At 53.0% G+C, this 22298-nt stretch carries 18 protein-coding genes and 1 pseudogene; all 19 read left to right on the top strand.

Annotated features, from left to right (window positions below; all coding sequences use genetic code 11):
* On the top strand, positions 1-224 hold a 224-nt coding region (locus FGS84_RS31265), incomplete at its 5' end, for a hypothetical protein (protein WP_207671139.1).
* Between the two features lie 118 nt (positions 225-342).
* Complete coding sequence (locus FGS84_RS24170; RefSeq protein WP_138310881.1) at positions 343-1635, top strand: IS110 family transposase; 1293 nt, start codon at positions 343-345, stop codon at positions 1633-1635.
* A 468-nt stretch (positions 1636-2103) separates the two neighbouring features.
* Positions 2104-2457, top strand: coding sequence for an SdpI family protein (locus FGS84_RS24175; RefSeq protein ID WP_009249959.1), 354 nt, complete (start codon positions 2104-2106; stop codon positions 2455-2457).
* A 141-nt stretch (positions 2458-2598) separates the two neighbouring features.
* Positions 2599-4188 carry a MobQ family relaxase gene (mobQ, locus tag FGS84_RS24185; RefSeq protein WP_138310883.1) on the top strand — a complete coding sequence of 530 codons (1590 nt, stop codon included), beginning with the start codon at positions 2599-2601 and terminating at the stop codon, positions 4186-4188.
* A gap of 69 nt (positions 4189-4257) precedes the next feature.
* The gene (locus FGS84_RS24190) at positions 4258-4905 is read left to right on the top strand and encodes a CHC2 zinc finger domain-containing protein (RefSeq protein ID WP_138310884.1); all 648 of its coding nucleotides are present in this window, start codon (positions 4258-4260) and stop codon (positions 4903-4905) included.
* Positions 4865-6217: a virulence-associated E family protein gene (locus FGS84_RS24195; protein ID WP_204987869.1), complete on the top strand. Its 1353-nt coding sequence runs from the start codon at positions 4865-4867 to the stop codon at positions 6215-6217. Before FGS84_RS24190 ends, FGS84_RS24195 begins: the two co-directional genes overlap by 41 nt.
* A gap of 253 nt (positions 6218-6470) precedes the next feature.
* Positions 6471-6668, top strand: a complete 198-nt coding sequence (locus FGS84_RS24205) for a hypothetical protein (RefSeq protein WP_009249963.1) — start codon at positions 6471-6473, stop codon at positions 6666-6668.
* Between the two features lie 5 nt (positions 6669-6673).
* Positions 6674-8338 carry a recombinase family protein gene (locus FGS84_RS24210; protein ID WP_009249964.1) on the top strand — a complete coding sequence of 555 codons (1665 nt, stop codon included), beginning with the start codon at positions 6674-6676 and terminating at the stop codon, positions 8336-8338.
* A 91-nt stretch (positions 8339-8429) separates the two neighbouring features.
* Positions 8430-8513, top strand: a pseudogene (locus FGS84_RS24215) (Maff2 family protein); the annotation flags it as partial.
* A 19-nt stretch (positions 8514-8532) separates the two neighbouring features.
* Positions 8533-9402, top strand: a complete 870-nt coding sequence (locus FGS84_RS24220) for a VirB6/TrbL-like conjugal transfer protein, CD1112 family (protein ID WP_002584320.1) — start codon at positions 8533-8535, stop codon at positions 9400-9402.
* A gap of 177 nt (positions 9403-9579) precedes the next feature.
* Positions 9580-9981: a PrgI family protein gene (locus FGS84_RS24225; RefSeq protein WP_002569171.1), complete on the top strand. Its 402-nt coding sequence runs from the start codon at positions 9580-9582 to the stop codon at positions 9979-9981.
* Positions 9932-12370 (top strand): VirB4-like conjugal transfer ATPase, CD1110 family, encoded by a 2439-nt coding sequence (locus tag FGS84_RS24230; RefSeq protein WP_117534033.1) that lies wholly within the window; start codon positions 9932-9934, stop codon positions 12368-12370. The genes FGS84_RS24225 and FGS84_RS24230 overlap by 50 nt, the downstream gene beginning before the upstream one ends.
* On the top strand, positions 12367-13326 hold the full coding sequence (locus FGS84_RS24235; RefSeq protein ID WP_002585097.1) for a site-specific DNA-methyltransferase: 960 nt from the start codon (positions 12367-12369) through the stop codon (positions 13324-13326). Before FGS84_RS24230 ends, FGS84_RS24235 begins: the two co-directional genes overlap by 4 nt.
* Positions 13327-13361: 35 nt before the next feature.
* Complete coding sequence (locus tag FGS84_RS24240) at positions 13362-15431, top strand: CHAP domain-containing protein (protein WP_002585096.1); 2070 nt, start codon at positions 13362-13364, stop codon at positions 15429-15431.
* Positions 15432-15465: 34 nt separating this feature from the next.
* Entirely contained in the window at positions 15466-15744 is a 279-nt protein-coding gene (locus FGS84_RS24245; protein ID WP_002585095.1) for a DUF4315 family protein, read from the top strand.
* Complete coding sequence (locus FGS84_RS24250; RefSeq protein WP_002585094.1) at positions 15737-16438, top strand: DUF4366 domain-containing protein; 702 nt, start codon at positions 15737-15739, stop codon at positions 16436-16438. Before FGS84_RS24245 ends, FGS84_RS24250 begins: the two co-directional genes overlap by 8 nt.
* Positions 16435-16623, top strand: a complete 189-nt coding sequence (locus FGS84_RS24255; protein WP_002585093.1) for a hypothetical protein — start codon at positions 16435-16437, stop codon at positions 16621-16623. The genes FGS84_RS24250 and FGS84_RS24255 overlap by 4 nt, the downstream gene beginning before the upstream one ends.
* A 15-nt stretch (positions 16624-16638) precedes the next feature.
* Positions 16639-18729 carry a DNA topoisomerase 3 gene (locus FGS84_RS24260; RefSeq protein WP_074033657.1) on the top strand — a complete coding sequence of 697 codons (2091 nt, stop codon included), beginning with the start codon at positions 16639-16641 and terminating at the stop codon, positions 18727-18729.
* A gap of 239 nt (positions 18730-18968) precedes the next feature.
* Positions 18969-22295 carry an antirestriction protein ArdA gene (locus tag FGS84_RS24265; RefSeq protein WP_002585091.1) on the top strand — a complete coding sequence of 1109 codons (3327 nt, stop codon included), beginning with the start codon at positions 18969-18971 and terminating at the stop codon, positions 22293-22295.
* Positions 22296-22298 lie beyond the last annotated feature (3 nt).

Genomic DNA, 22298 nt, shown 5'->3' on the forward strand with positions numbered 1-22298 from the left:
GAAAATCGCTATGCCACAGCCTTGGCAGGCCATTGCGCAGCGATTTTGTTCAATTGGAATTTTGCGAAGGAGAGGTTTCAATGAAAAAAATCGGTTTAGGTATTGCGATACTACTTTTTGCTATCATAATTTCTCTTTGTTCATCAGGAATGGGGCTACTCGTTATCGGAATTGGGATTGTAGGGTTGATTTTTTCAATTATAGGATTTATAGAAAACAAGTAGTAGGAGCTTCCTGTATAATAAAAAGCGTAGACGTTGAAAATTGAAAATACCTCAGAGTACAATAAGACTACTGACTGGCAGGTTAGTAAAAATCTTATTGAACAGAGAGGTATCTACAATGAAGTCTAACACACAGAACGCAAAAATTGAAGCTATTACAGAAAAAACTTTGGTACTCGGAATCGATGTTGGAAGTGAAACGCACTATGCCAGAGCTTTTGATTACAGAGGAATCGAGTATTCGAAGAAACCATTTAAGTTTAGCAACACAGAGGCTGGATTTGTGACATTTAAGGAATGGATCCTGGATCTCAAAGATAGACATAAGAAGGATAAGGTGGTTCCAGGTATGGAACCGACTGGGCACTACTGGTTCAATCTTGGAAAGTTTCTACAGGATAATGAAATGAAACCGGTTCTTGTGAATCCTCACCATGTGAAAAAATCAAAAGAACTCGACGATAATAATCCAACTAAAAATGACCGTAAGGATCCGAAAGTTATAGCAGGATTAGTGAGAGAGGGACGTTACATGATCCCATACCTGCCGGATGGTGTTTACGCTGATCTTAGAACAGCATCAAACATAAGATTCCAGTTACAGGCGGAACTTACAAGAATTCAAAACAGGATCAGTCGTTGGTTCAATATATATTTTCCTGAATATAAGACGGTATACGGAAAGCCGGATGCCAAGAGCGGAATGCTGATCCTTAAAGCAGCACCACTTCCTGAAGATATCCTGATGTTAGGTATCGATGGAGTGAACCAGATCTGGCGGGATGCGAAGTTAAGAGCAGTTGGAAAAGCGAGGGCGAAGACCCTGATAGAAGCTGCTGAGCACAGCGTTGGAAGCAAAGAAGGTGCGGTGTCTGCAAGAATGGAAATCCGAATGCTTCTGGAGGACTATGAATCCAGAAATACGCGTCTACAGGAAGTTATGGTTCTAATTGAAGAACTGGTAAAAGGGATTCCGATGGCTGAAAAGCTGTTAGAGATCAAAGGTGTGGGAATCAGGACAGTGTCAGGGTTCCTTGCAGAAGTAGGTGATATTAGCCGCTTCAACAATCCGAAGGAACTGCAGAAGCTTGCAGGATTGGCATTGGTTGAAAATAGTTCTGGAAAGCACAAGGGCGAGACAACAATAAGCAGACGAGGTCGAAAGAGACTCAGATACCTGCTCTTTGAGGCTGCAATGTCGCTTGTGGCGAAGAACCCGGAGTTCAGGGAACTCCATAATTATTACACAACCAGGAGGCTGAATCCATTGAAGAAAATGCAGTCGCTTATGGTAATTGCAGCTAAGCTGATACGAGTCTTTTATGCCATGTTGACTAAAGGTGCGGATTATGATCCGAAAAAGATGGTCAGTGACATCAAGAGACCGGCAGTTTATCTACAGGCTGTGTAAGAAAGACAAGTAACTATAATGGAGGCTGTCATGTGGACAGCCACTGAATCAAGCGGAATGTAACAGATAACGTCCACTGATCACAGTGCTGGAACAGGAAGCGAGTCAGTAATCAATAATACAAAGAATGAGCCAGTAGTCGGAAGGAATATTTTCCATGGGGTGAGACCCCGTATAGGAGCATGGCTGACACCCTGGTTATGGGCAGGCAGGACGAAGGAAGTTAGGACCTCTGGAGACAGAGATGATCCTGGTGGATATAGGAGGTTAGCTGCCATAGAGGGAAGGGTATACACAAGGCCAGTAAAACGAAAACAAAGACGTTTTATTTCGTATACCATTCAACCACTATTTCAGTACCTGATACATCGAAATGCTCATAGCTGTGGCTTATTCGCTGAGATATGAAAGGTTGAAAAACCTTGAATTTTCAATAAAAAACACTTGATTATATGAGGAGGTGTTTTTATGTATGGATTGCTTGTTTTGAATTTCATCATACCTTTTGTAATGGTTTTTGTAGGATATATCTTAAAGAAGCACCCGGTAAAAGATATGACATCAGGTAACGGATACAATACGCCTACATCCCGGAAATCACAAGAGCATTGGGATTATGCACAAAGCATAGCGCCTAATATTTTTATTGGTACTGGCAAAACATTAGGTTTGGTAGAAATCGTTTTGTGTATATCCTTACTTCTTCTTAATATTTCCGCACAGTCTACCGTATTCGCAGGAGTAGTCGTTGGAATTATTTTTCTGATTTTGGGGTTTTATAAAACAGAAACAGGGATTACAAGTAAATTTGCGAACAAATAGCTTTCCATCTTCGGGCCAACATGACCCGAACTTTCAAAACTGAATACCAGCCGCCCACCGGCGGCACCACCGAGCAGGAAATCTTGAAACAGGTTCCCTGCTCTTTTTATGCCCGGACGCCGGGAGAAAGGAGGACACTGCTTGCCATGCCCGCACTTTGATGTGAAAATCATCCAGCGCAGCAAGCGCCAGTCAGCCGTTGCGTCTGCCGCCTATCAGAGCGGGGAACGGCTGTTTTCCGAATACGACCAGAAACAGAAATACTATTCCCATAAAAGCGAAATCGTCCACACCGAAATCATGCTGCCGCCCCATGCCCCGCCGGAGTACGCAGACCGGAATACCTTGTGGAACGCCGCCGAAGCGATTGAAAAACAATGGAACTCCCAGCTTGCCCGGAGGTTCGTGCTTGCCATACCGAGGGAACTTCCCCGGTCACAGTACGCCGACCTTATCCGGGACTACTGCCGGGAGTTTTTCGTTTCCAAAGGCATGATTGCCGACTTTGCCATCCATGACAAGGGGGACGGCAACCCCCACGCCCACATCCTTCTTACCATGCGGGCGATGGACGAAACCGGGAAATGGCTCCCAAAGAGCCGGAAGGTCTACGACCTTGACGAGAACGGCGAGCGTATCCGGCTTGCGTCCGGCAGATGGAAAAGCCACAAGGAGGACACCGTGGACTGGAACGACCAGAAGTACGCCGAGATATGGCGGCAGGGCTGGGCTGACACGGCAAACCGCTATCTGGAAGCCATCGGCAGCCCGGAGCGCCTTGACCTTCGCTCCTATGCCCGACAGGGGATTGATAAAATTCCCACCGTCCACATGGGGCCAGCGGTCAGCCAGTTGGAGAAGAAAGGCATACAAACCAACATCGGCAACCTGAACCGGGACATCAAAGCCGCCAATTCCCTCATGCAGTCTATCCGGCAGATGGTACGCAGCTTAAAGGGCTGGCTGTCCGGCCTGAAAGAGAAAAAGGCGGCGCTGCTGGAAGCGCTGGAACAGGCAAAGGAGCCGACCATCCCCGAACTGCTTTCCCGGTATCTGGATAAACGGAGCGAGGAACGCACCGACTGGACTTCCAAGGGGAAGCTGAAAGGCACTGTTGGAGATTTCAACAAGGTCATGGAAGCCCTTGACTTCCTGCGGCAGAAAGAGATTTCCACCGTGGAGAGCCTTGACGCCTATCTGGATGAAGCCAGCGCACAGGCCGTTTCCATCCGTGAGGAAATCAAGCCGATGGAGAAACGTGTGAAAGAGATTGACCGGCTGCTTTTCCATATCGGGAACTTTGAAGCAAACAAGCCGGTTCATGTGAAATATGCCGCTATCCGCTGGAAGAAACCCAAGGAGAAATATGCCGCCGACCATAAGGAGGAACTGGACGCCTACAACGCTGCCCTGCGGTATTTCAAGGTTCACCTTGATGGGGCGAAGTACAGCACAAAGAAGCTGGCCGGGGAACAGGCACAGCTTTCAGAGAATATCGCTTCCAAGACGGAAGCGCTGACTGCCGTACAGGAGGATGTAAAGATTTTGCGGGATGTGCGCCACTGGCTCAATCAGGTTTTGCCATCCGAGCAGTACCGCCAGACCGCAGAGCCGGGAAAGAAACCGTCCATCCAGCAGGCAGTCAAAGGCCGGGAGCAGCGTATCCGGGAGGAACAGGCAGAGAAACGCCAGCAGCCCCGCCGCCAGCAAAAACAGGATATGGAACTTTAACCAATCAGGCGCTTGCCTTTCCTTTGTGAGAATGGCAGGCGCTTTTCTTGTATCAGGAGGATTTGCCTATTGAATGTATTTGAAGCCGTGAAGCAGTCTGTTACCACCCGGCAGGCCGCCGAGCATTACGGCGTCCGGGTGGGAAGAACCGGGATGTGCGTCTGCCCCTTCCATGACGATAAGAACCCCAGCATGAAGGTTGACCGGCGCTTCCACTGTTTCGGCTGTCAGGCAGACGGGGATGTGATTGACTTTGTTTCCCGTCTGGAAAACGTCAGCCCCAAGGAAGCCGCCCTCATGCTGGCGCAGGACTTCTCCATCCCCTATGAGGATAAGGAGCCACCCGGCAGAAGCCGTCCGAAGCGAAAGCCCCGTCAGGAAAGCCCGGAGCAGCAATTTAAGAGCATGGAGCGATACTGTTTCCGGGTACTGTCCGACTATCACAATCTGCTGCGCCGCTGGAAGCGGGACTATGCCCCCAAGACGCCGAACGAGGAATGGCACCCGTTTTTCGTGGAAGCCTTGCAGAAACAATCCCATGTGGAATATCTGCTGGATGTGCTGCTGTTCTCCGATATGAGGAAACGGGCTGCCCTGATTGCCAGCTATGGAAAGGAAGTGAGGAACCTTGAGCGGAGAATGGCAGACCTTGCCGCCCGAACTGCGGCAGGCCGTGATGGACACCATCGAAGCCGCACCCCCGCCCCGGAGCGTTGAGGAAGTGAAAGCCATGCTGGAAAGCACCGAGAAAGGCGGCGTGCGCAACAGTATTCAAAACTGCCTGACGGTATTCCAGTATGACCCCATTCTTTCCGGGGCGGTTGCGAAAAATCTCCTGACCGAGCGTATTGACCTTCTAAAGCCCATCGGCAGGAAACGCAGAACCGGCAGCAAGGCCATGACCGATACGGACATGAAATATATCCGGCTGTATCTGGAAAAGACCTACGGCCTGACAAGCGAGAAAAGGATAGCGGACGCCGCCGACCTTGCGGCAGACGCCAACAGCTACCACCCCATCCGGGACTACCTGAACGGCCTTGTCTGGGACGGGAAAGAGCGTGTCCGCTACTGCCTGCGGCACTTTCTGGGAGCCGACACGGACAACTACACCTTCCAATCGCTGCGGCTGTTCTTGCTGGGAGCCATCCACCGGGCGTTCTGTCCCGGCTGTAAATTTGAAGTCATGCTTTGTCTGGTGGGCGGTCAGGGAGCCGGGAAGTCTACCTTCTTCCGGCTGCTGGCCGTGAAGGACGAGTGGTTTTCCGATGATTTGCGGAAGCTGGACGATGATAACGTGTACCGTAAGCTACAAGGCCACTGGATTATCGAAATGTCGGAGATGATTGCCACCGCCAACGCCAAGAGCATAGAGGAAATCAAGTCTTTCCTCAGCCGCCAGAAGGAGGTCTATAAAATCCCCTACGAAACCCACCCGGAGGACAGGCTGCGGCAGTGCGTGTTTGGCGGGACTTCCAACGCCCTGGACTTCCTGCCCCTTGACCGTTCCGGGAACCGGCGCTTCCTGCCGGTCATGGTCTACCCCGAACAGGCCGAGGTACACATTTTGGACGATGAAGCCGCTTCCAGAGCCTATCTTGAACAGGTATGGGCGGAAGCCATGACAACCTACAAAAGCGGCGATTTTAAGCTGTCTTTTACCCCCGAAATGATACAGTACCTCAAAGAACACCAGCGGGATTTCATGCCGGAGGACACCAAGGCCGGGATGATACAGGCATACCTTGACCGCTACACCGGCAGCGCCGTATGCTCCAAGCAGCTTTTCAAAGAAGCCCTGAACCACCCCTTTGACGAGCCGAAACAATGGGAAATCAGGGAAGTCAACGACATTATGAACCACGGTATCACGGGATGGAAGTATTTCTCCAATCCCCGGATATTTGAAGGGTACGGCAGGCAAAAGGGCTGGGAACGGGAAGCCCCGGCAACGGGCGCTGACAACGGGCGTGAAAAAACGCCGGACGGATTTGTGGAGGTCACGGAGCAGATGGAACTTCCCTTCTGAAAAATCCGGGGAAATGACAGCCGGTTGCCGACCCCGTTGCTATCCCGTTGCCGGGCTGGTTGCCGGGAAAAAGCCCGTAACTGCGGGCTTTTCTCCCCTCTGACAACCAAAGCAACAGAAAAATAAAAGAAAAAGTAATAAATAACCAAACCGCCAGACAGAGATTGTTTTCGAGGTTTTTTGAAGCCCGTTGCCGGACTTCGTTGCCGACCCTCTCCTGTCTGGCATATTTCATTTATGGAGGTAACTGCCTATGGCAAAAAACAAAACAGAAATCCATGTCACAACAGTATTTGACGGCGAACTGGACGCTACGGACGTTTTCGTGAGCCTGATTGCACAGAAATACAGCCAGAGAAATGATAAAGAATATCTTGCGAAAAAGCAAGATTTAGGATATAATAAAGACAAGGTTCAGAGTGACCGTGTTCCGTCTGGATTGTGCGGGTAACGGTTATGATGAACGGATTTGAATATACAGGCGTAGACGCAATACTGGCAGGCAGCTTCCGGGCGGCTATCTATTGCAGGCTTTCCAAGGACGATGACCTTGACGGGGAGAGCGCCAGTATCGCAAACCAGCGGGCTATGCTGGAAACCTACTGCGAGAAGCAGGGATGGGAGGTTGTTGCAGTCTATCAGGACGATGGCTACACGGGGCTGAACATGGAGCGCCCCGACCTGAAACGGATGTTGAAAGCCATTGAGCGCAGGCAGATAAACCTTGTGGTCACGAAAGACCTGTCCAGACTGGGTAGGAATTACTTGCAGACCGGCTTCCTGATTGAAGATTTCTTCCCCCGCAACGGCGTGCGGTATATCGCCATGAATGACGGTATCGACACCATGCGGGACAACAACGATATTGCACCGTTCAAGAACATCCTCAACGAGATGTACAGCAAGGATATTTCCAAGAAGGTTCATTCCTCTTATCTGCTGAAAGCGCAGAAAGGCCAGTTTACCGGCTGCCTTGCCCCCTTCGGGTATCGGAAAGACCCGGAGGACAAAAACCATCTGCTGATTGATGAGGAAACGGCTCCCATTGTCCGGCGTCTGTTTGCGTGGGCGCTGGAAGGACACGGCCCCAACTACATCCGGCGCAGGCTGGAAGATGAAAAAATCCCATGCCCGACCTACTGGAACCGGGTGCGGGGCTTTCGGAACGTGTCAACCAAGTGGGAAAAGAAAGACCCGGTAAACGGGCGGTATATGTGGGATTTCTCCGTGATTAAGGACATCCTGATGAACCCCGTCTACACCGGCGCTATCGCTTCCCAGAAGAAGGAATACCGCTTCAAAATCGGCACCATCGGGGAGAAGAAGCCGGAGGACTGGATTGTGGTGGAGAACCAGCATGAGCCGCTTGTTGACCGCAAGACCTTTGACATCGTGCAGCGCAAGCTGAAATCCCGGCAGCGCCCCCGCCAGACCGGGGAAATCAGCCTGTTTGCGGGGCTTATCAAGTGCGGCGAGTGCGGGAAGTCGCTCACTATCCGCTACACCAACGACAAGCACCCGAAGCAAATTTATTCCTGTAAAACCTACAATGCCTACGGCAAGCAGCACTGTACCCAGCACCGGGTTGAGTACGACACCCTTTACAGCCTTGTGCTGAACAAAATCCGGGAGTGCGCCAGAGCCGCCCTGATGGACGGGGAAGCCGTTGCCGGGAAGCTGACCGACACCTGCGAAGCCGAGCAGAAAGGCCAACGGGAAGCATTGGAGCGTTCCCTTACCAAAGACGAGGAACGGATTGACGTTCTGGAAAAGATGGTGCTGCGGCTGTATGAGGACATGGTTGCCGGGCGTATCAGCGAAGCGAACTTCAATCTGCTGATGGAAAAGACGCAGGCGGAACAGGCCGAGTTGAAAGCAAAGGTCACGGAAGGCCGGAAGAAGCTGGCCGATGAAATCCGGCTTGCGTGTGACGCCCGCCAGTGGGTGGAAGCCATTCAGGAATACGCCGACATCACGGAACTGGACGCCGCCACCCTTAACCGCCTGATTAAAGAAATCGTTGTCCATGAGAGCATAGACAGCGATAAGACAAGACACATTTCTATCGAAATTCATTTCAATCTCAAACCCATCCCGGAGGTGGAGCAGGTCACAGCCTGACCTGCCCCCGCCGGGGCGGTTCTTAAAAACTCCATAGATATTTCTTGACACGCCGCCGCCCGCCATCGAGCCGTTTTCCTACACCTATTTGGGGATAAAACAGCTTATGGCGGGCGGCGGCGTTGCCCTTATCGGCATGACCCTTGTACCGCTGCTTTCCGGGCTGTTCGGTTAAGAAGCGCGGGTAAAGGCTTATGCAGAGCATACTTGACGCGATTAACGAATGGATAAAGGAAATCCTCATAGGAGCCATAAACGGTAATCTGTCAACTATGTTCGGGGACGTAAACGAAAAAGTCGGCACTATCGCCGCAGAGGTAGGGCAGACCCCGCAAGGGTGGAACGCAAATATATTCTCCATGATACAGACCCTTAGTGAGAATGTAATCGTACCCATTGCGGGGCTTGTCATTACCTACGTCCTATGCTATGAGCTTATCAGCATGGTAACGGAAAAGAACAATATGCACGACGTTGACACTTCCATGTTCTTCAAGTGGGTGTTCAAGGCGTTTGTGGCAGTCTACCTTGTGACGCACACCTTTGACATCACTATGGCGGTGTTCGATATGGCGCAGCACGTTGTTTCCGGCGCGGCGGGGGTAATCGGCGGCAGCACAGAGATTGATGTTGCCGCCGCCCTTGCTTCCATGCAAAGCGGGCTTGACGCTATGGAAATCCCCGAACTGCTCTTACTTGTCATGGAAACAAGCCTTGTGAGCTTGTGCATGAAAATCATGTCCGTACTGATAACCGTTATCCTCTACGGGCGTATGATAGAAATTTACCTTTACTGTTCGGTATCGCCTATCCCGTTTGCAACTATGACTAACCGGGAATGGGGGCAGATAGGAAACAACTACCTAAAATCCCTGTTCGCTATCGGTTTTCAAGGCTTCCTCATTATGATATGCGTCGGCATTTACGCGGTTCTGGTAAACAACATGATAATAGCGGACAATCTGCACAGCGCGATATTCTCCCTTGCAGCCTACACCGTTATCCTCTGTTTCTCCCTGTTCAAATCCGGCGCACTGGCGAAGTCGATTTTTTCCGCGCATTAGCGGCGTGTCAAGGGCAGGGTGGAGATTTTCAGAGCGAAGCGGCGAAAATACGACCCGACCTTGACGCGGATAACCCCCATATAATACGGGCGGGCAAAGGGCATAGATTGACCTTTGCCTTGATTACCCTTATGGAAAATTACAGCAACACCAAACCCAGAGAAAGGAGGTTTTCACTTGGCGTATGTACCCGTACCCAAAGACTTATCCAAAGTCAAGACAAAAGTAGCGTTCAACCTTACCAAACGGCAGATTGTATGTTTTGCGGCGGCTCTCCTGTTCGGCTTGCCGCTTTTCTTTCTGCTCAAAGACAGCACAGGCACCAGCCTTGCGTCTATGGCTATGATTGCCGTCATGCTGCCCTGTTTCCTCTTTGCCATGTATGAGAAGCATGGACAGCCCCTTGAAGTGGTGGTGAAGAACATCATTCAGACAAAATTCATAGCCCCCAAAGAACGACCATACAGGACAGACAACTTTTATTCCGTCTTAGAACGGCAGAGAAAACTTGAAAAGGAGGTATCAGCGATTGCAAAAGGAAACACGAAGAAACAGCGCGGCGGGAAGCGCAAAGCCTAACCCGCCCCGCAAGCTCACCCGCGCCGAGAAAAAGCAGATTGCGGAAATCATCAGACAGGCAAAGGGCGACGGGAAAGCGCACACCGCGCAGCAGACAATCCCCTATATCCAGATGTACCCGGACGGTATCTGCAAGGTTACGCAGCGCAAATACTCAAAGACCGTCGCCTTTGAAGATATTAACTATCAGCTTGCACAGGCAGACGACAAGACCGCCATTTTTGAGAACTGGTGCGACTTCCTAAACTACTTTGACGCTTCCGTTTCGGTGCAGCTTTCTTTCATCAATCAGGGGACGCAGCGGGGCGAAGCGGAAAAGGCGGTCAATATCCCGGCACAGGAGGACGCTTTCAATTCTATCCGCACAGAATACCGGGATATGCTGAAAAACCAGCTTGCAAAGGGCAACAACGGGCTTGTCAAGGCGAAGTATATCACCTTTGCCATTGAAGCCGACAGTCTGGGCGCGGCGAAATCCCGCCTTGCCCGTATCGAAACGGACGTGCTGAACAACTTTAAGCTCTTGGGCGTAGCTGCCCGCCCCATGACAGGCTATGAACGCCTTAAAATGCTGCATGGCATTTTCCACCCGGAGGGCGGGCAGTTTTCCTTTGATTTTTCTTGGCTTGCCCCGTCCGGGCTTTCCACAAAGGACTTTATCGCCCCGTCCTCTTTCCGTTTTGGCGAGGGGCGTTATTTCCGCATGGGGCGCAAAATCGGCGCGGTTTCATTCCTTGAAATCCTTGCCCCGGAGTTAAACGACCGTATCTTATCGGATATTCTGGACTTGGAAACGGGCGTTATCGTCAATCTGCATATCCACAGTATCGACCAGACCGAAGCCATAAAGACAATCAAGCGGAAAATCACCGACCTTGACAAAATGAAAATCGAGGAACAGAAAAAAGCGGTACGCAGCGGCTATGACATGGATATAATCCCGTCCGACCTTGCCACGTTCGGCAGCGAAGCGAAGAACCTCTTACAGGACTTGCAGAGCCGGAATGAAAGAATGTTCCTCTTGACGTTCCTTGTGGTGAACATGGCGGACACGAAGCGGAAACTGGAAAATGACGTATTCGCGGCGGCGGGCATAGCACAGAAGAACAACTGCGCCTTAACCCGCCTTGACTACCAACAGGAAGCGGGGCTTATGTCCTCTGTACCGCTTGGGGAGAACCTTATCCCCATTCAAAGAGGGCTTACCACGTCAAGCACCGCTATCTTTATCCCCTTTATCACACAGGAGCTTTTCCAGACGGGCGCGGCTTTGTACTACGGCTTGAACGCCCTGTCTAACAACATGATACTCTGCGACCGCAAGCAGCTAAAGAACCCCAACGGCTTAATCTTGGGTACGCCGGGAAGCGGGAAATCCTTTGCCGCCAAACGGGAAATGACAAACGCTTTCCTCATTACAGACGACGACATTATTATCTGCGACCCGGAAGCAGAGTATTTTTCCCTTGTGCAGCGGCTTGACGGGCAAGTGATACGGTTATCGCCTACGGGCAAGGGCATTGACGGGAAGCCCCAGTATGTGAACCCTATGGATATTAACCTCAACTATTCCGAGGACGACAGCCCCCTTGCGCTGAAATCCGACTTTATCCTCTCCCTCTGCGAGCTTGTCATAGGCGGTAAGGAGGGCTTGCAGCCTGTCGATAAGACCGTCATTGACCGCGCTGTTAGGAACGTGTACCGCCCTTTCCTTGCAGACCCCGACCCGGAGAAAATGCCTATCTTGGGCGACCTCTACGACGAGCTTTTGAAGCAGCCGGAGCCGGAAGCGGCGCGTATCGCGGCGGCATTGGAGCTTTACGTTTCCGGGAGCCTTAACGTATTCAACCACCGTACCAACGTGGAGCTGAACAACCGCCTTGTCTGCTTTGACATCAAGCAGCTTGGGAAGCAGCTCAAAAAGTTAGGTATGCTCATTGTGCAGGACCAGGTATGGAACCGCGTCACCGTCAACCGGGCAGAAAGGAAATCCACCCGGTATTTTATGGACGAATTTCATCTTCTCTTGAAAGAGGAACAGACCGCCGCCTATTCCGTTGAAATCTGGAAGCGTTTCAGAAAATGGGGCGGCATACCCACAGCCATTACGCAGAATGTCAAGGATTTGCTTGCTTCCCGCGAAGTGGAGAATATCTTTGAAAACTCTGATTTTGTCCTCATGCTCAATCAGGCGGCGGGCGACCGGGCTATCCTTGCAAAGCAGCTCAACATCTCCCCGCAGCAGATGAAATATGTCACCCACACCGAAGCGGGCGAGGGGCTTATCTTCTACGGGAACGTGGTGCTGCCCTTTGTAGACCGCTTCCCGAAAGACACCGAGCTTTACCGGGTAATGACGACGAAGCCGGAGGAAGTAGGCGAAGCATGAACGGGCTGAAAACTGACACCATCATCAACCGCGACGCGCTCTATGCCTTGCGGGAGCTTCCAGAGGAAAGCGTACACTGTTGCGTCACAAGCCCGCCCTACTATGCGCTTAGAGATTATGGGCTTGATATGCAGATTGGGCGGGAGGACACGCCGGAGCAGTACATTGACAGGCTGACCGAGGTTTTCCGCGAGCTGCGCCGGGTACTGCGTTCTGACGGTACGCTCTGGCTGAATATCGCGGACACTTACTGCGGCACAGGAAATAAAGGCTACCATGCAGACCCGAAGAACCCGAAAGGCAGAAACGGACAGCAGATTGCAAGAAACAACCGCGTTTCCGGCTGCAAACAAAAGGACTTAATCGGTATCCCTTGGCTTTTAGCCTTTGCCCTACGCGCTGACGGGTGGTATTTACGGAGCGACATTATCTGGCAGAAAGAAAACCCCATGCCGGAGAGCGTGAAAGACCGCCCTACCCGCTGCTATGAACATATCTTTCTGCTTACGAAGTCAAAGAAATATTTCTATGACGCAGCCGCCATAGCCGAGCCGTTAGCCCCCACAACGGCGGCGCGGTACCGCACCGGGCGCAGCGCGGGACAGAAATATGCGGACGAAATACCCGGACAGGGGAAAGTACAGGGGCTTAACCGGGCGCGAAGCGGCAGCTACTACGACGAAGCCCTCATGCCGACCATGCGGAACAGGCGGGACGTGTGGCTTATCAATACCGTTCCCTACAAGGGCGGGCATTTCGCCGCGTTCCCGCCAAAACTTGCCGAAACCTGTATCAAGGCGGGCTGTCCGAAAGGCGGCGTTGTGCTTGACCCCTTTTTCGGCAGCGGCACGACGGGGGCAGCCGCAAGGCAGCTTGACAGGCATTATATAGGCATTGAGATAAACGCCGAGTATTGCGCCCTTGCAAGGGCGCGGATTGGAGGGACAGAAAAATAAAACAGTATCGAGCGCGTGAGAAAGTCACGCAGAAAATGACCCGCGAGGGGGCTGTCGAGGTAAACGCCGCCACCGGGAAAAAGAAACGTATCAGCAAGCGGATAAGGGACGCGGACTTTGCAAAGACCGAAGCACCGCAGCCGCCGGAACAGGCAGCGCAGCCCCTACCGGGCGGCGCAACTTCCCCGCCCTTAACCGACACGCCGCCACTTCCCCATGCGCCGGGGGCAGAACGGGAACAGGACACCGCCGCAGCCGAGCGCGTCTTGGAGCGTATCGACGGGGCGCGTACCAGAAAGGCGAGCAAAAAGGCGGCGAGGAAAGCACAGGCAGAAGCCACAGCAAAAGAAAAATCTTCCCGCTTGCAGTTTACCGACGAGGAACGGGCAACGCCGGAGCTTGAAAAGTATATCCGAAAATCGGACAAAGCAGCCGACCGTCTGGACGCGGCAAAGGCGGCTATCCCCAAAGAAAAGAAACTTGTACGGGAGCGCACCTTTGACGAAGCTACCGGGAAAGGCAAGACCCGCCTACGCTTTGAGGAACGGGAAAAGCCCATAGGAAAGAATAAGCCCCACAATAACCCGCTATCCCGCCCCGCACAGGAAGCGGGTATTTTCGTCCACAACAAGATACATTCCGTTGAAAAGGACAATTCCGGCGTTGAGGGGGCGCACAAATCCGAAGAACTGGCAGAGCGCGGCGCAAAGTACGGGGCGAGGAAAGTCAAGGAGGGCTACCGCAGCCACAAGCTGAAACCCTACCGGGCGGCGGCAAAGGCAGAGAAAGCGGCGTTCAAGGCAAATGTGGATTTCCAGTACCACAAAGCCTTACATGACAATCCGCAGATTGCGAGCAATCCCCTTTCCCGCTTCATGCAGAAGCAGCAAATCAAGCGGCAGTATGCAAAGGCAGCGAAAAAAGGGGGCGCAGCCACAGCAAAAAAGGCAGCGGAGAATACAAGGAAAGCGGCAAAGAAAACCGCCGAGGAAACCAAACGGGCAATCGCTTTTGTAGGGCGGCACCCGGCGGGCGTATGTATCGCCGTTGCCGCGCTGCTCTTATTCATCATGGTATCGGCGGGGCTTTCCTCTTGCGGTTCCATGTTCTCCGGCTTGATGAACGGCATACTTGGGACTTCCTACACGTCGGAGGACAGCGACCTTGTGGCGACGGAGAACAATTACGCCGCAAAGGAAAACGAGCTTCAGCAGCAGATTGACAATATCGAAAGCACCCACCCCGGCTATGACGAATACCGCTATGACCTTGACAGTATCGGGCATAACCCCCATGAGTTAGCGTCCTACCTCACCGCCCTTTTACAGACCTACACCCCGCAGAGCGCACAGGCAGAACTAAACCGCGTCTTTGCCATGCAGTACACCTTGACGCTGACGGAAGAAACGGAAATCCGCTACCGCACAGAAACAAGCACCGACCCGGAAACAGGGGAAACGACCACCGAGGAAGTACCCTACGAGTACCATATCCTTAATGTGAAGCTGACGAACAAGCCCATTTCCGAGATTGCGGAGGAACTTCTAACGCCACAGCAGCTTGAAATGTACCGCGTCTATCTGGAAACAAGCGGAAACAAACCGCTGATTTTCGGCGGCGGCTCCCCCGATATGGGCGCGTCCGAGGATTTAAGCGGCGTACAGCTTGTAAACGGCACACGCCCCGGCAACACCGCCGTTGTAGACCTTGCAAAGCGGCAAGTCGGCAACGTGGGCGGGCGACCCTTTTGGAGCTGGTACGGATTTAACAGCCGCGTGGAATGGTGCGCCTGTTTCGTTTCATGGTGCTACAATCAAGCCGGAAAGAGCGAGCCGCGCTTTGCCGGGTGCCAGTCACAGGGCGTACCCTGGTTCCAGTCACGCGGGCAATGGGGCGCGAGGGGCTATGAGAATATCGCCCCCGGCGACGCTATCTTTTTCGACTGGGACGGGGACGGGAGCGCAGACCATGTGGGGCTTGTTATCGGAACGGACGGGGAGCGCGTCTATACCGTCGAGGGCAATTCCGGCGACGCCTGCAAGATAAAGAGCTACCCCGTCAATTACTCCTGTATCAAAGGCTATGGGCTGATGAACTGGAATTAACATATTTTTGAGCAAAGAAAGGAGAAATTTATTTATGGCTATGAACAAAATTGAACGTATCGACAGGGAGATTGCAAAGACCCGCGAGAAAATCACCGAGTACCAGAACAAATTAAGGGGGCTTGAAGCGCAGAAAACCGAAGCGGAAAACCTGCAAATCGTACAGCTTGTGCGCTCCATGCGCCTTTCCCCGCATGAGCTTTCCGCTATGCTTTCCGGGGGCGGTATTCCGGGCATGGAAGCCGCGCCGGGCTACCCCGCAGAACCCGCAGACCATGACACCGAAGAAATGGAGGACACCGAGAATGAATAAGAAAATCCTTAGAACCTTGACCGCACTTTGCGCCGCCCTTGTACTTATGGGCGGCTTTTCCGTCACCGCTTTTGCACAGACCCCGGAGGGAGAGGACGACACCAACGACAGCGGCGTTGTCTACGAGGAACCCCAAAAGGAAGAACCCCTTACCCCGGACGGGAACGCGACCCTTGTAGACGATTTCGGCGGCAACAAGCAGCTTATCACCGTAACGACCAAAAACGGCAATTACTTTTATATCCTCATTGACCGGGACGACGAGGGCGAGGACACCGTACATTTCCTTAATCAAGTGGACGAAGCCGACCTCTTAGCACTTATGGAGGACGGAAGCACCGAAGCAGCCCCGCCCGCCGTTTGCAGTTGCACCGATAAATGCGAAGCCGGAAAGGTAAATGTGAGCTGCCCTGTCTGCAAGGACAACATGACCGCTTGCAGTGGCAAGGAAGCGGAGCCGGAAACCGAGAAACCAACAGAGCAGCCCAAAGAGAAAGGCAATACAGGCGGGCTTGTGCTTTTCCTTGTCGTGGCACTTCTTGGCGGCGGGGGCGCGTTCTATTATTTTAAGTTTATGAAGCCAAAGCAGAACGTCAAGGGCGACACCGACCTTGAAGATTTCGATTTTGACGATTACGACGAGGACGAGGGGGACGGGCTTTCTGATGAAGAACAGGAGGACGAGGAAGCATGAGGCTTTTCACCGAAAATCCTTTGGAAAAAATGATGGTACAAAGACCCACCGGGCGGCGTGACAGTGCGCCGCCCGTTCCAAAATCCCCGGCGTGTGTGCGCTGCCCTTATAAGGCGCAATCCCCCTGTATCGGCTATTGTCTGAAACAGGCACAGGAGAAGAAGCACACCGCGCCGGAACGCTGAAAGGAGGATTTTTTCATGGCACTTAGACTTGTGATTGCAGAAAAGCCGAGCGTGGCGCAGACTATCGCCGCCGCGCTTGGCGTTAAGGAAAAGAAAGACGGATATATCGAGGGCGTCGGCTACCTCATTTCATGGTGCGTCGGGCATTTGGTACAGCTTGCGGAAGCTGCCGCCTACGGGGAGCAATATAAAAAATGGAGTTTTGACAGCTTACCCATTCTGCCGGAGGAATGGCAGTACGCCGTTGACCCGGACAAGGGGAAGCAATTCAAGACCTTAAAAGAGCTTATGCACCGCGCCGACGTTTCCGAAGTGGTGAACGCCTGCGACGCGGGGCGCGAGGGAGAATTGATTTTCCGCTTTGTCTACGAAGCGGCGGGCTGCAAGAAGCCCATGCGCCGCTTGTGGATTTCCTCAATGGAGGACGGGGCGATTAAGGCGGGCTTTGCTTCCCTCAAAGACGGGCGGGACTACGACGCGCTCTTTGCGTCTGCCCTCTGCCGCGCAAAGGCTGACTGGCTTATCGGCATTAACGCCACCCGGCTTTTCTCCTGCCTGTATGGAAAGACCTTGAACGTGGGGCGCGTCCAGACCCCGACCTTAAAAATGCTCACCGACCGGGACGCGGCTATCTCCCATTTCCAGAAAGAAAAATATTATCATGTTCGCCTTGATTTATCCGGCGCGGAAGCGGCAAGCGAAAGGATTTCAGACAAGGCAGAAGCCGACGCGCTGAAAGGGGCTTGCGAAACAGAAACGGCGGTATGCGTTTCCCTTACCAGAGAGAAGAAAACCGCAGCCCCGCCGAAGCTCTTTGACCTTACCTCTTTGCAGCGGGAAGCGAACCGCATTTTCGGCTACACCGCGAAACAGACCCTTGACCTTGCACAAGCCCTTTATGAAAAAAGACTGCTTACCTATCCGAGGACGGACAGCAGCTTTCTTACTGACGACATGGGCGGCACCGCAGCGGGCATTATCGCGCTGCTTTGCGAAAAGCTCCCCTTTATGGCGGGCGCGGACTTCACGCCGGAGGTTGCAAAGGTAACAGACAGTAAAAAAGTATCAGACCACCACGCAATCATTCCCACTATGGAGCTTGCAAAGGCTGACCCGGACGCGCTGCCGGAAAGCGAGAGAAATATCCTCACCCTTGCGGGGGCGCGTCTGCTCCTTGCCACCGCCGAGCCGCATATCTTTGAAGCGGTTACGGCGGTTTTCTCATGCGCCGATACGGAGTTTACGGTGCGGGGAAAGACTGTTATTTCTGACGGTTGGAAAGAGATGGAACGCAGATACCGGGCGACGCTGAAAGATAAGCCCGAAGCGGAGGACGGGGAAAATGCAGACGTGACGCTGCCGGAGCTTTCCGAGGGACAGGGCTTTCCTAACCCCGCCGCAAAAGTAACGGAGCATATCACAACGCCGCCGAAGCCCCACAGCGAAGCAAGCCTTTTGTCGGCTATGGAACGCGCCGGGAACGGGGACACCGACCCGGACGCGGAACGCCGGGGGCTTGGCACTCCCGCCACCCGCGCCGCCGTCATTGAAAAACTGGTAAAGGGCGGCTTTGCAGAGCGCAAAGGCAAGCAGCTTATCCCCACGCAGAATGGAGCCGCCCTTGTATCAATCTTGCCGGATATGCTCACTTCCCCGCAGCTTACCGCAGAATGGGAAAACAATCTGACGCAGATAGCAAAGGGAGCCGCAGACCCCGGCGAATTTCTGTCCGGCATTGAAGCTATGGCGCGGGAGCTTGTGCGGACACACGCCGCAGCACTTGACGGGAAAAAGGATTTGTTCCGGGAGGAAAAGCCCTCTGTCGGCAAATGCCCCCGTTGCGGTTCCCCCGTCCATGAGGGGAAGAAAAACTATTATTGCAGCAACAAAGAATGTGCCTTTGTCATGTGGAAGAACGACCGCTTTTTCGAGGAACGCAAGACCGCTTTTTCCGCGAAGATTGCCGCCGCGCTCCTTAAATCCGGCAAGGCAAATGTAAAGAAGCTCTACTCCCCGAAAACAGGCAAGACCTACGACGGAACTATCGTTCTGGCTGACACTGGCGGAAAATACGTCAACTACCGTATCGAAGTACAGAAGAACTAAAAACTTGAATAGCAAGCATAGGAAGCGGGTACCCACTTCCGTAAATCCCCGTTGCGACGCTGACGCGCCGGACGGGGATTTTGCTTGTTGGGAAGTTTCCCAAACCCTCTTTTGCGGAGGGCTTCACCCTCTAAAAATTTTCAAAAATATTTGGCAGAAATGCGGGCGTACCCGTAGTAGACCATGCAGCCAAAAAATGCAGCTTATGACGCTGCCGCAGAGAAAGGAGGTTTTTCACTATGGCAAGTTTACGGGACACCGTAAAGGACTATCAAGACGAGCTTAGGGACGGTATCGCATGGGTGGCGTTCTGGAAACAGGGGCGTTCATGGAACGCGGAATATTTTCATCTTGATATGGACGATACGCTCTACCCGGAGGACAGGAGCCGGTTAGAGGAAATAAAAAGCATTGACCCCGCCGCCGTTATCTTAAACGGCTACTATTGCGGGCATTTAGGCGAGGACATGAGCCTTGACGAGCTGACCGCCGGAGTGCGTTACCACTACGAAAACAGCATGAACGACATTGACGGTTTTATCGGAGCGCATGACGACAGGCTTCCCCCGGAGGTTATCGAGGAAGCGAGGGCAGCCGCCCATGAAGCGGGGCTTCCCTTTTCCGAAAAGCCCTACCGGGACGGGGAGGATTTTAACCCCTATGTATTTGACGGGAGCATGAGCATTGAGGATTTTGAGCTTATGCACCGCATGATTGAAAAAGAAAGGAGCGAACAAATGGCAGAACCGATTTTAAGCGGCTATCTTTCCAATCTTGGGAAGTACACCGAGGGCAGACCCGCGGGCGAATGGGTGACATTCCCCACGACTGCCGAACATCTGAAAGAAGTCTTTGACCGTATCGGGATTGACTTCAAGCACTATGAGGAATGGCATTTCACAGAATTTCAATCCACTATCCCCGGCTTGACGGAGCATTTAAGCGAGTATTCCCACCCCGACGAGCTGAACTATTTAGGGAAGCTCTTGGAAATGCAGTTTGACGACGACCGGGAGAAATTCATTGCAGCCATTGAATACGGCGACCATGCCGACAGCTTACAGGACATTATCAACCTTGCACAGAACCTTGACTGCTACTGGATTTATCCGTCCGTCCACAATGAAGAAGAATACGGGCGTTATCTGGTTGATGAACTGGAAGAACCGGAACTTCCCGAAGAAGCGAAAAAGTATTTCATGTATGAGGAATACGGGCGGGACGCTTCCATTAACGACGACGGTATGTTTACCGAAAAGGGCTATATCTACAACAACCGCAACACCTTTACAGAATGGTACGACGGGCGCGACGTGCCGGAGGAATACCGGGTAACGCCGCAGCCCCCGCAGCCGGAAAGACCCGACCCGTCAAAGGTAGAAATGGACGCAGCCGCGCCGGGGCAGAGAACGGCGCAGACCGCAGAGCAGCCACAGGAGCCGCGCCCGGTTATCCCTATCGTGCTGACGAGCGAGAAGCCCGCCGAAAAGCTCAAAGAGATTACCGACCGTCTGGAACAGGGTATTGCGGAACTCTTTGACAGCGAGCGTTACCGGGAATATCTGAAAGTCATGTCAAAATTCCATAATTACAGCTTCCGAAACACCGTCCTTATCGCCATGCAGAAGCCGGACGCTTCCCTTGTGGCGGGCTTTTCCGCTTGGAAGAACAACTTTGAACGAAACGTGATGAAAGGGCAAAAGGGAATTAAAATCATTGCTCCGTCACCCTATAAAATCAAACAGGAAATGCAGAAAATCGACCCGCACACGCAGAAGCCCGTTATCGGCAAGGACGGGAAGCCCGTCACCGAGGAAAAGGAAGTCACCATACCCGCCTACAAGGTGGTATCCGTCTTTGACGTTTCCCAGACCGAGGGAAAGGAGCTGCCGGACATTGCGGTTGACGAGCTGACAGGCGACGTTGACCGCTACAAGGATTTTTTCGCAGCCCTTGAAAAGACTTCCCCCGTTCCTATCGCCTTTGAGAATATCGAGGGCGGCTCTCATGGCTACTACCACTTGGAGGACAAGCGCATTGCTATCAACGAGGGCATGAGCGAATTACAGACCTTAAAGACCGCTATTCACGAAATCGCCCATGCGAAGCTGCACGACATTGACCTCAACGCGCCAAAGGACGAGCAGCAGCCCCACGTTGACCGCCGCACCCGCGAAGTCGAAGCGGAAAGCGTCGCCTATACTGTCTGCCAACATTACGGGCTTGACACGTCGGACTACTCTTTCGGCTATGTCGCCGGGTGGAGCAGCGGGCGGGAGCTGTCCGAGCTGAAAAGCTCCCTTGAAACGATACGCAGCGCAGCCGCCGAGATTATCAATTCCATAGACGAGAACTTAGCGGAGCTGCAAAAGGCACAGGACAAGGAGCAGACCGCCGGACAGGAGCAGCCCACCAGAGAGGGACAGGAAGCCGCGCCGGAGAAGCCGGAGCCGGAAGCAGCCGCACCGGGAAAATCCGGCGCACAGGAAAAAGCGGGCGCAGCCCCGAAAGAAGCCTTTACCCCGGAAACGATTTACAGAGTGCGCCGGAACCTTTACAGCGACAGCCGGGAAAACAGCTACCTCTTGCAAGCCTATGTGACACAGGAGAACGGGCGGGCGAAAATGGGCGACGTGCTTTATACGGGAACGCCGGAGAAATGCCGCGAGCTTATGGGGCAGCTCAAAAGCGGCGAGCTGACCGAGGGCGACGTGAAGCAGCTTTACGCAAAGGCACAGGAAACGGCGCAGACCGCCGGACAGGACAAAGACACCTTTTCCATTTACCAGATAAAGGGCGGGGACGAAACAAGGGATTTCCGCTTTGAGCCATACGACCGCCTGCAGGCGGCGGGAAATGTGGTTGACAGGGCGAACTATGAGCTTGTCTATTCCGCGCCCCTTGCGCCGGAAACTTCCCTTGAAGATATTTACACCTGTTTCAATATCGACCACCCCAAAGATTTTAAGGGACACAGCCTTTCCGTTTCCGACGTGGTAGTGCTTCATCAGGACGGACAGGACGCGGCGCATTTCGTTGACAGTGTAGGTTTTCGGGAAGTGCCGGAGTTTTTACAGGAGCAAAAGCAGCTTACCCCGGACGACTTGGAAACGGGCGAAACTGTCAAGACACCGAGGGGGACTTTCCATGTGACCGCCATGAGCCGGGAGCAGATAGAAGCCGCCGGATATGGCTTTCACCACCAGTCGGACGACGGAAAGTATCTGATTATGGGGAATGGGACGCGGGCGTTTGCCGTTGCCGCAGAACAGGCGCAGCGGGACAATCCCTTGAAAACCGCCGAGCAGACCACAGAGCAGAACGGGAACATGATTGACGGTATCATCAACAACACCCCCACCGTTGACGAACTGGAAGCAAAGGTAAAGGCGGGCGAGCAGATTTCCCTTGTTGACCTGGCTAACGCTGTCAAAGCCGACAAGGAGCGCGGCAAGGGAGCGAAGCCGGAAAAGAAACCCTCTATCCGGGCGCAGCTTAGAGCCGACAAGGAAAAGGCACAGAAGAAAAACGCAAAGCAGAAGTCACAGGACTTGGAAAGGAGCTGACCC

It is taken from the genome of Clostridium sp. 1001271st1 H5, assembly GCF_005845215.1.
Classification (GTDB): domain Bacteria; phylum Bacillota; class Clostridia; order Lachnospirales; family Lachnospiraceae; genus Enterocloster.

What these genes read in the sequence shown, in the direction of transcription:
- FGS84_RS24170 (WP_138310881.1), top strand. Translation starts at nt 343, where the DNA reads ATGAAGTCTAACACACAGAACGCAAAAATTGAAGCTATTACAGAAAAA.
- FGS84_RS24260 (WP_074033657.1), top strand. Translation starts at nt 16,639, where the DNA reads ATGGCACTTAGACTTGTGATTGCAGAAAAGCCGAGCGTGGCGCAGACT.
- FGS84_RS24265 (WP_002585091.1), top strand. Translation starts at nt 18,969, where the DNA reads ATGGCAAGTTTACGGGACACCGTAAAGGACTATCAAGACGAGCTTAGG.
- FGS84_RS24220 (WP_002584320.1), top strand. Translation starts at nt 8,533, where the DNA reads ATGCAGAGCATACTTGACGCGATTAACGAATGGATAAAGGAAATCCTC.
- FGS84_RS24210 (WP_009249964.1), top strand. Translation starts at nt 6,674, where the DNA reads ATGATGAACGGATTTGAATATACAGGCGTAGACGCAATACTGGCAGGC.
- FGS84_RS24255 (WP_002585093.1), top strand. Translation starts at nt 16,435, where the DNA reads ATGAGGCTTTTCACCGAAAATCCTTTGGAAAAAATGATGGTACAAAGA.
- FGS84_RS24240 (WP_002585096.1), top strand. Translation starts at nt 13,362, where the DNA reads ATGACCCGCGAGGGGGCTGTCGAGGTAAACGCCGCCACCGGGAAAAAG.
- FGS84_RS24245 (WP_002585095.1), top strand. Translation starts at nt 15,466, where the DNA reads ATGGCTATGAACAAAATTGAACGTATCGACAGGGAGATTGCAAAGACC.
- FGS84_RS24250 (WP_002585094.1), top strand. Translation starts at nt 15,737, where the DNA reads ATGAATAAGAAAATCCTTAGAACCTTGACCGCACTTTGCGCCGCCCTT.
- FGS84_RS24175 (WP_009249959.1), top strand. Translation starts at nt 2,104, where the DNA reads ATGTATGGATTGCTTGTTTTGAATTTCATCATACCTTTTGTAATGGTT.
- FGS84_RS24195 (WP_204987869.1), top strand. Translation starts at nt 4,865, where the DNA reads ATGGACACCATCGAAGCCGCACCCCCGCCCCGGAGCGTTGAGGAAGTG.
- FGS84_RS24205 (WP_009249963.1), top strand. Translation starts at nt 6,471, where the DNA reads ATGGCAAAAAACAAAACAGAAATCCATGTCACAACAGTATTTGACGGC.
- FGS84_RS24235 (WP_002585097.1), top strand. Translation starts at nt 12,367, where the DNA reads ATGAACGGGCTGAAAACTGACACCATCATCAACCGCGACGCGCTCTAT.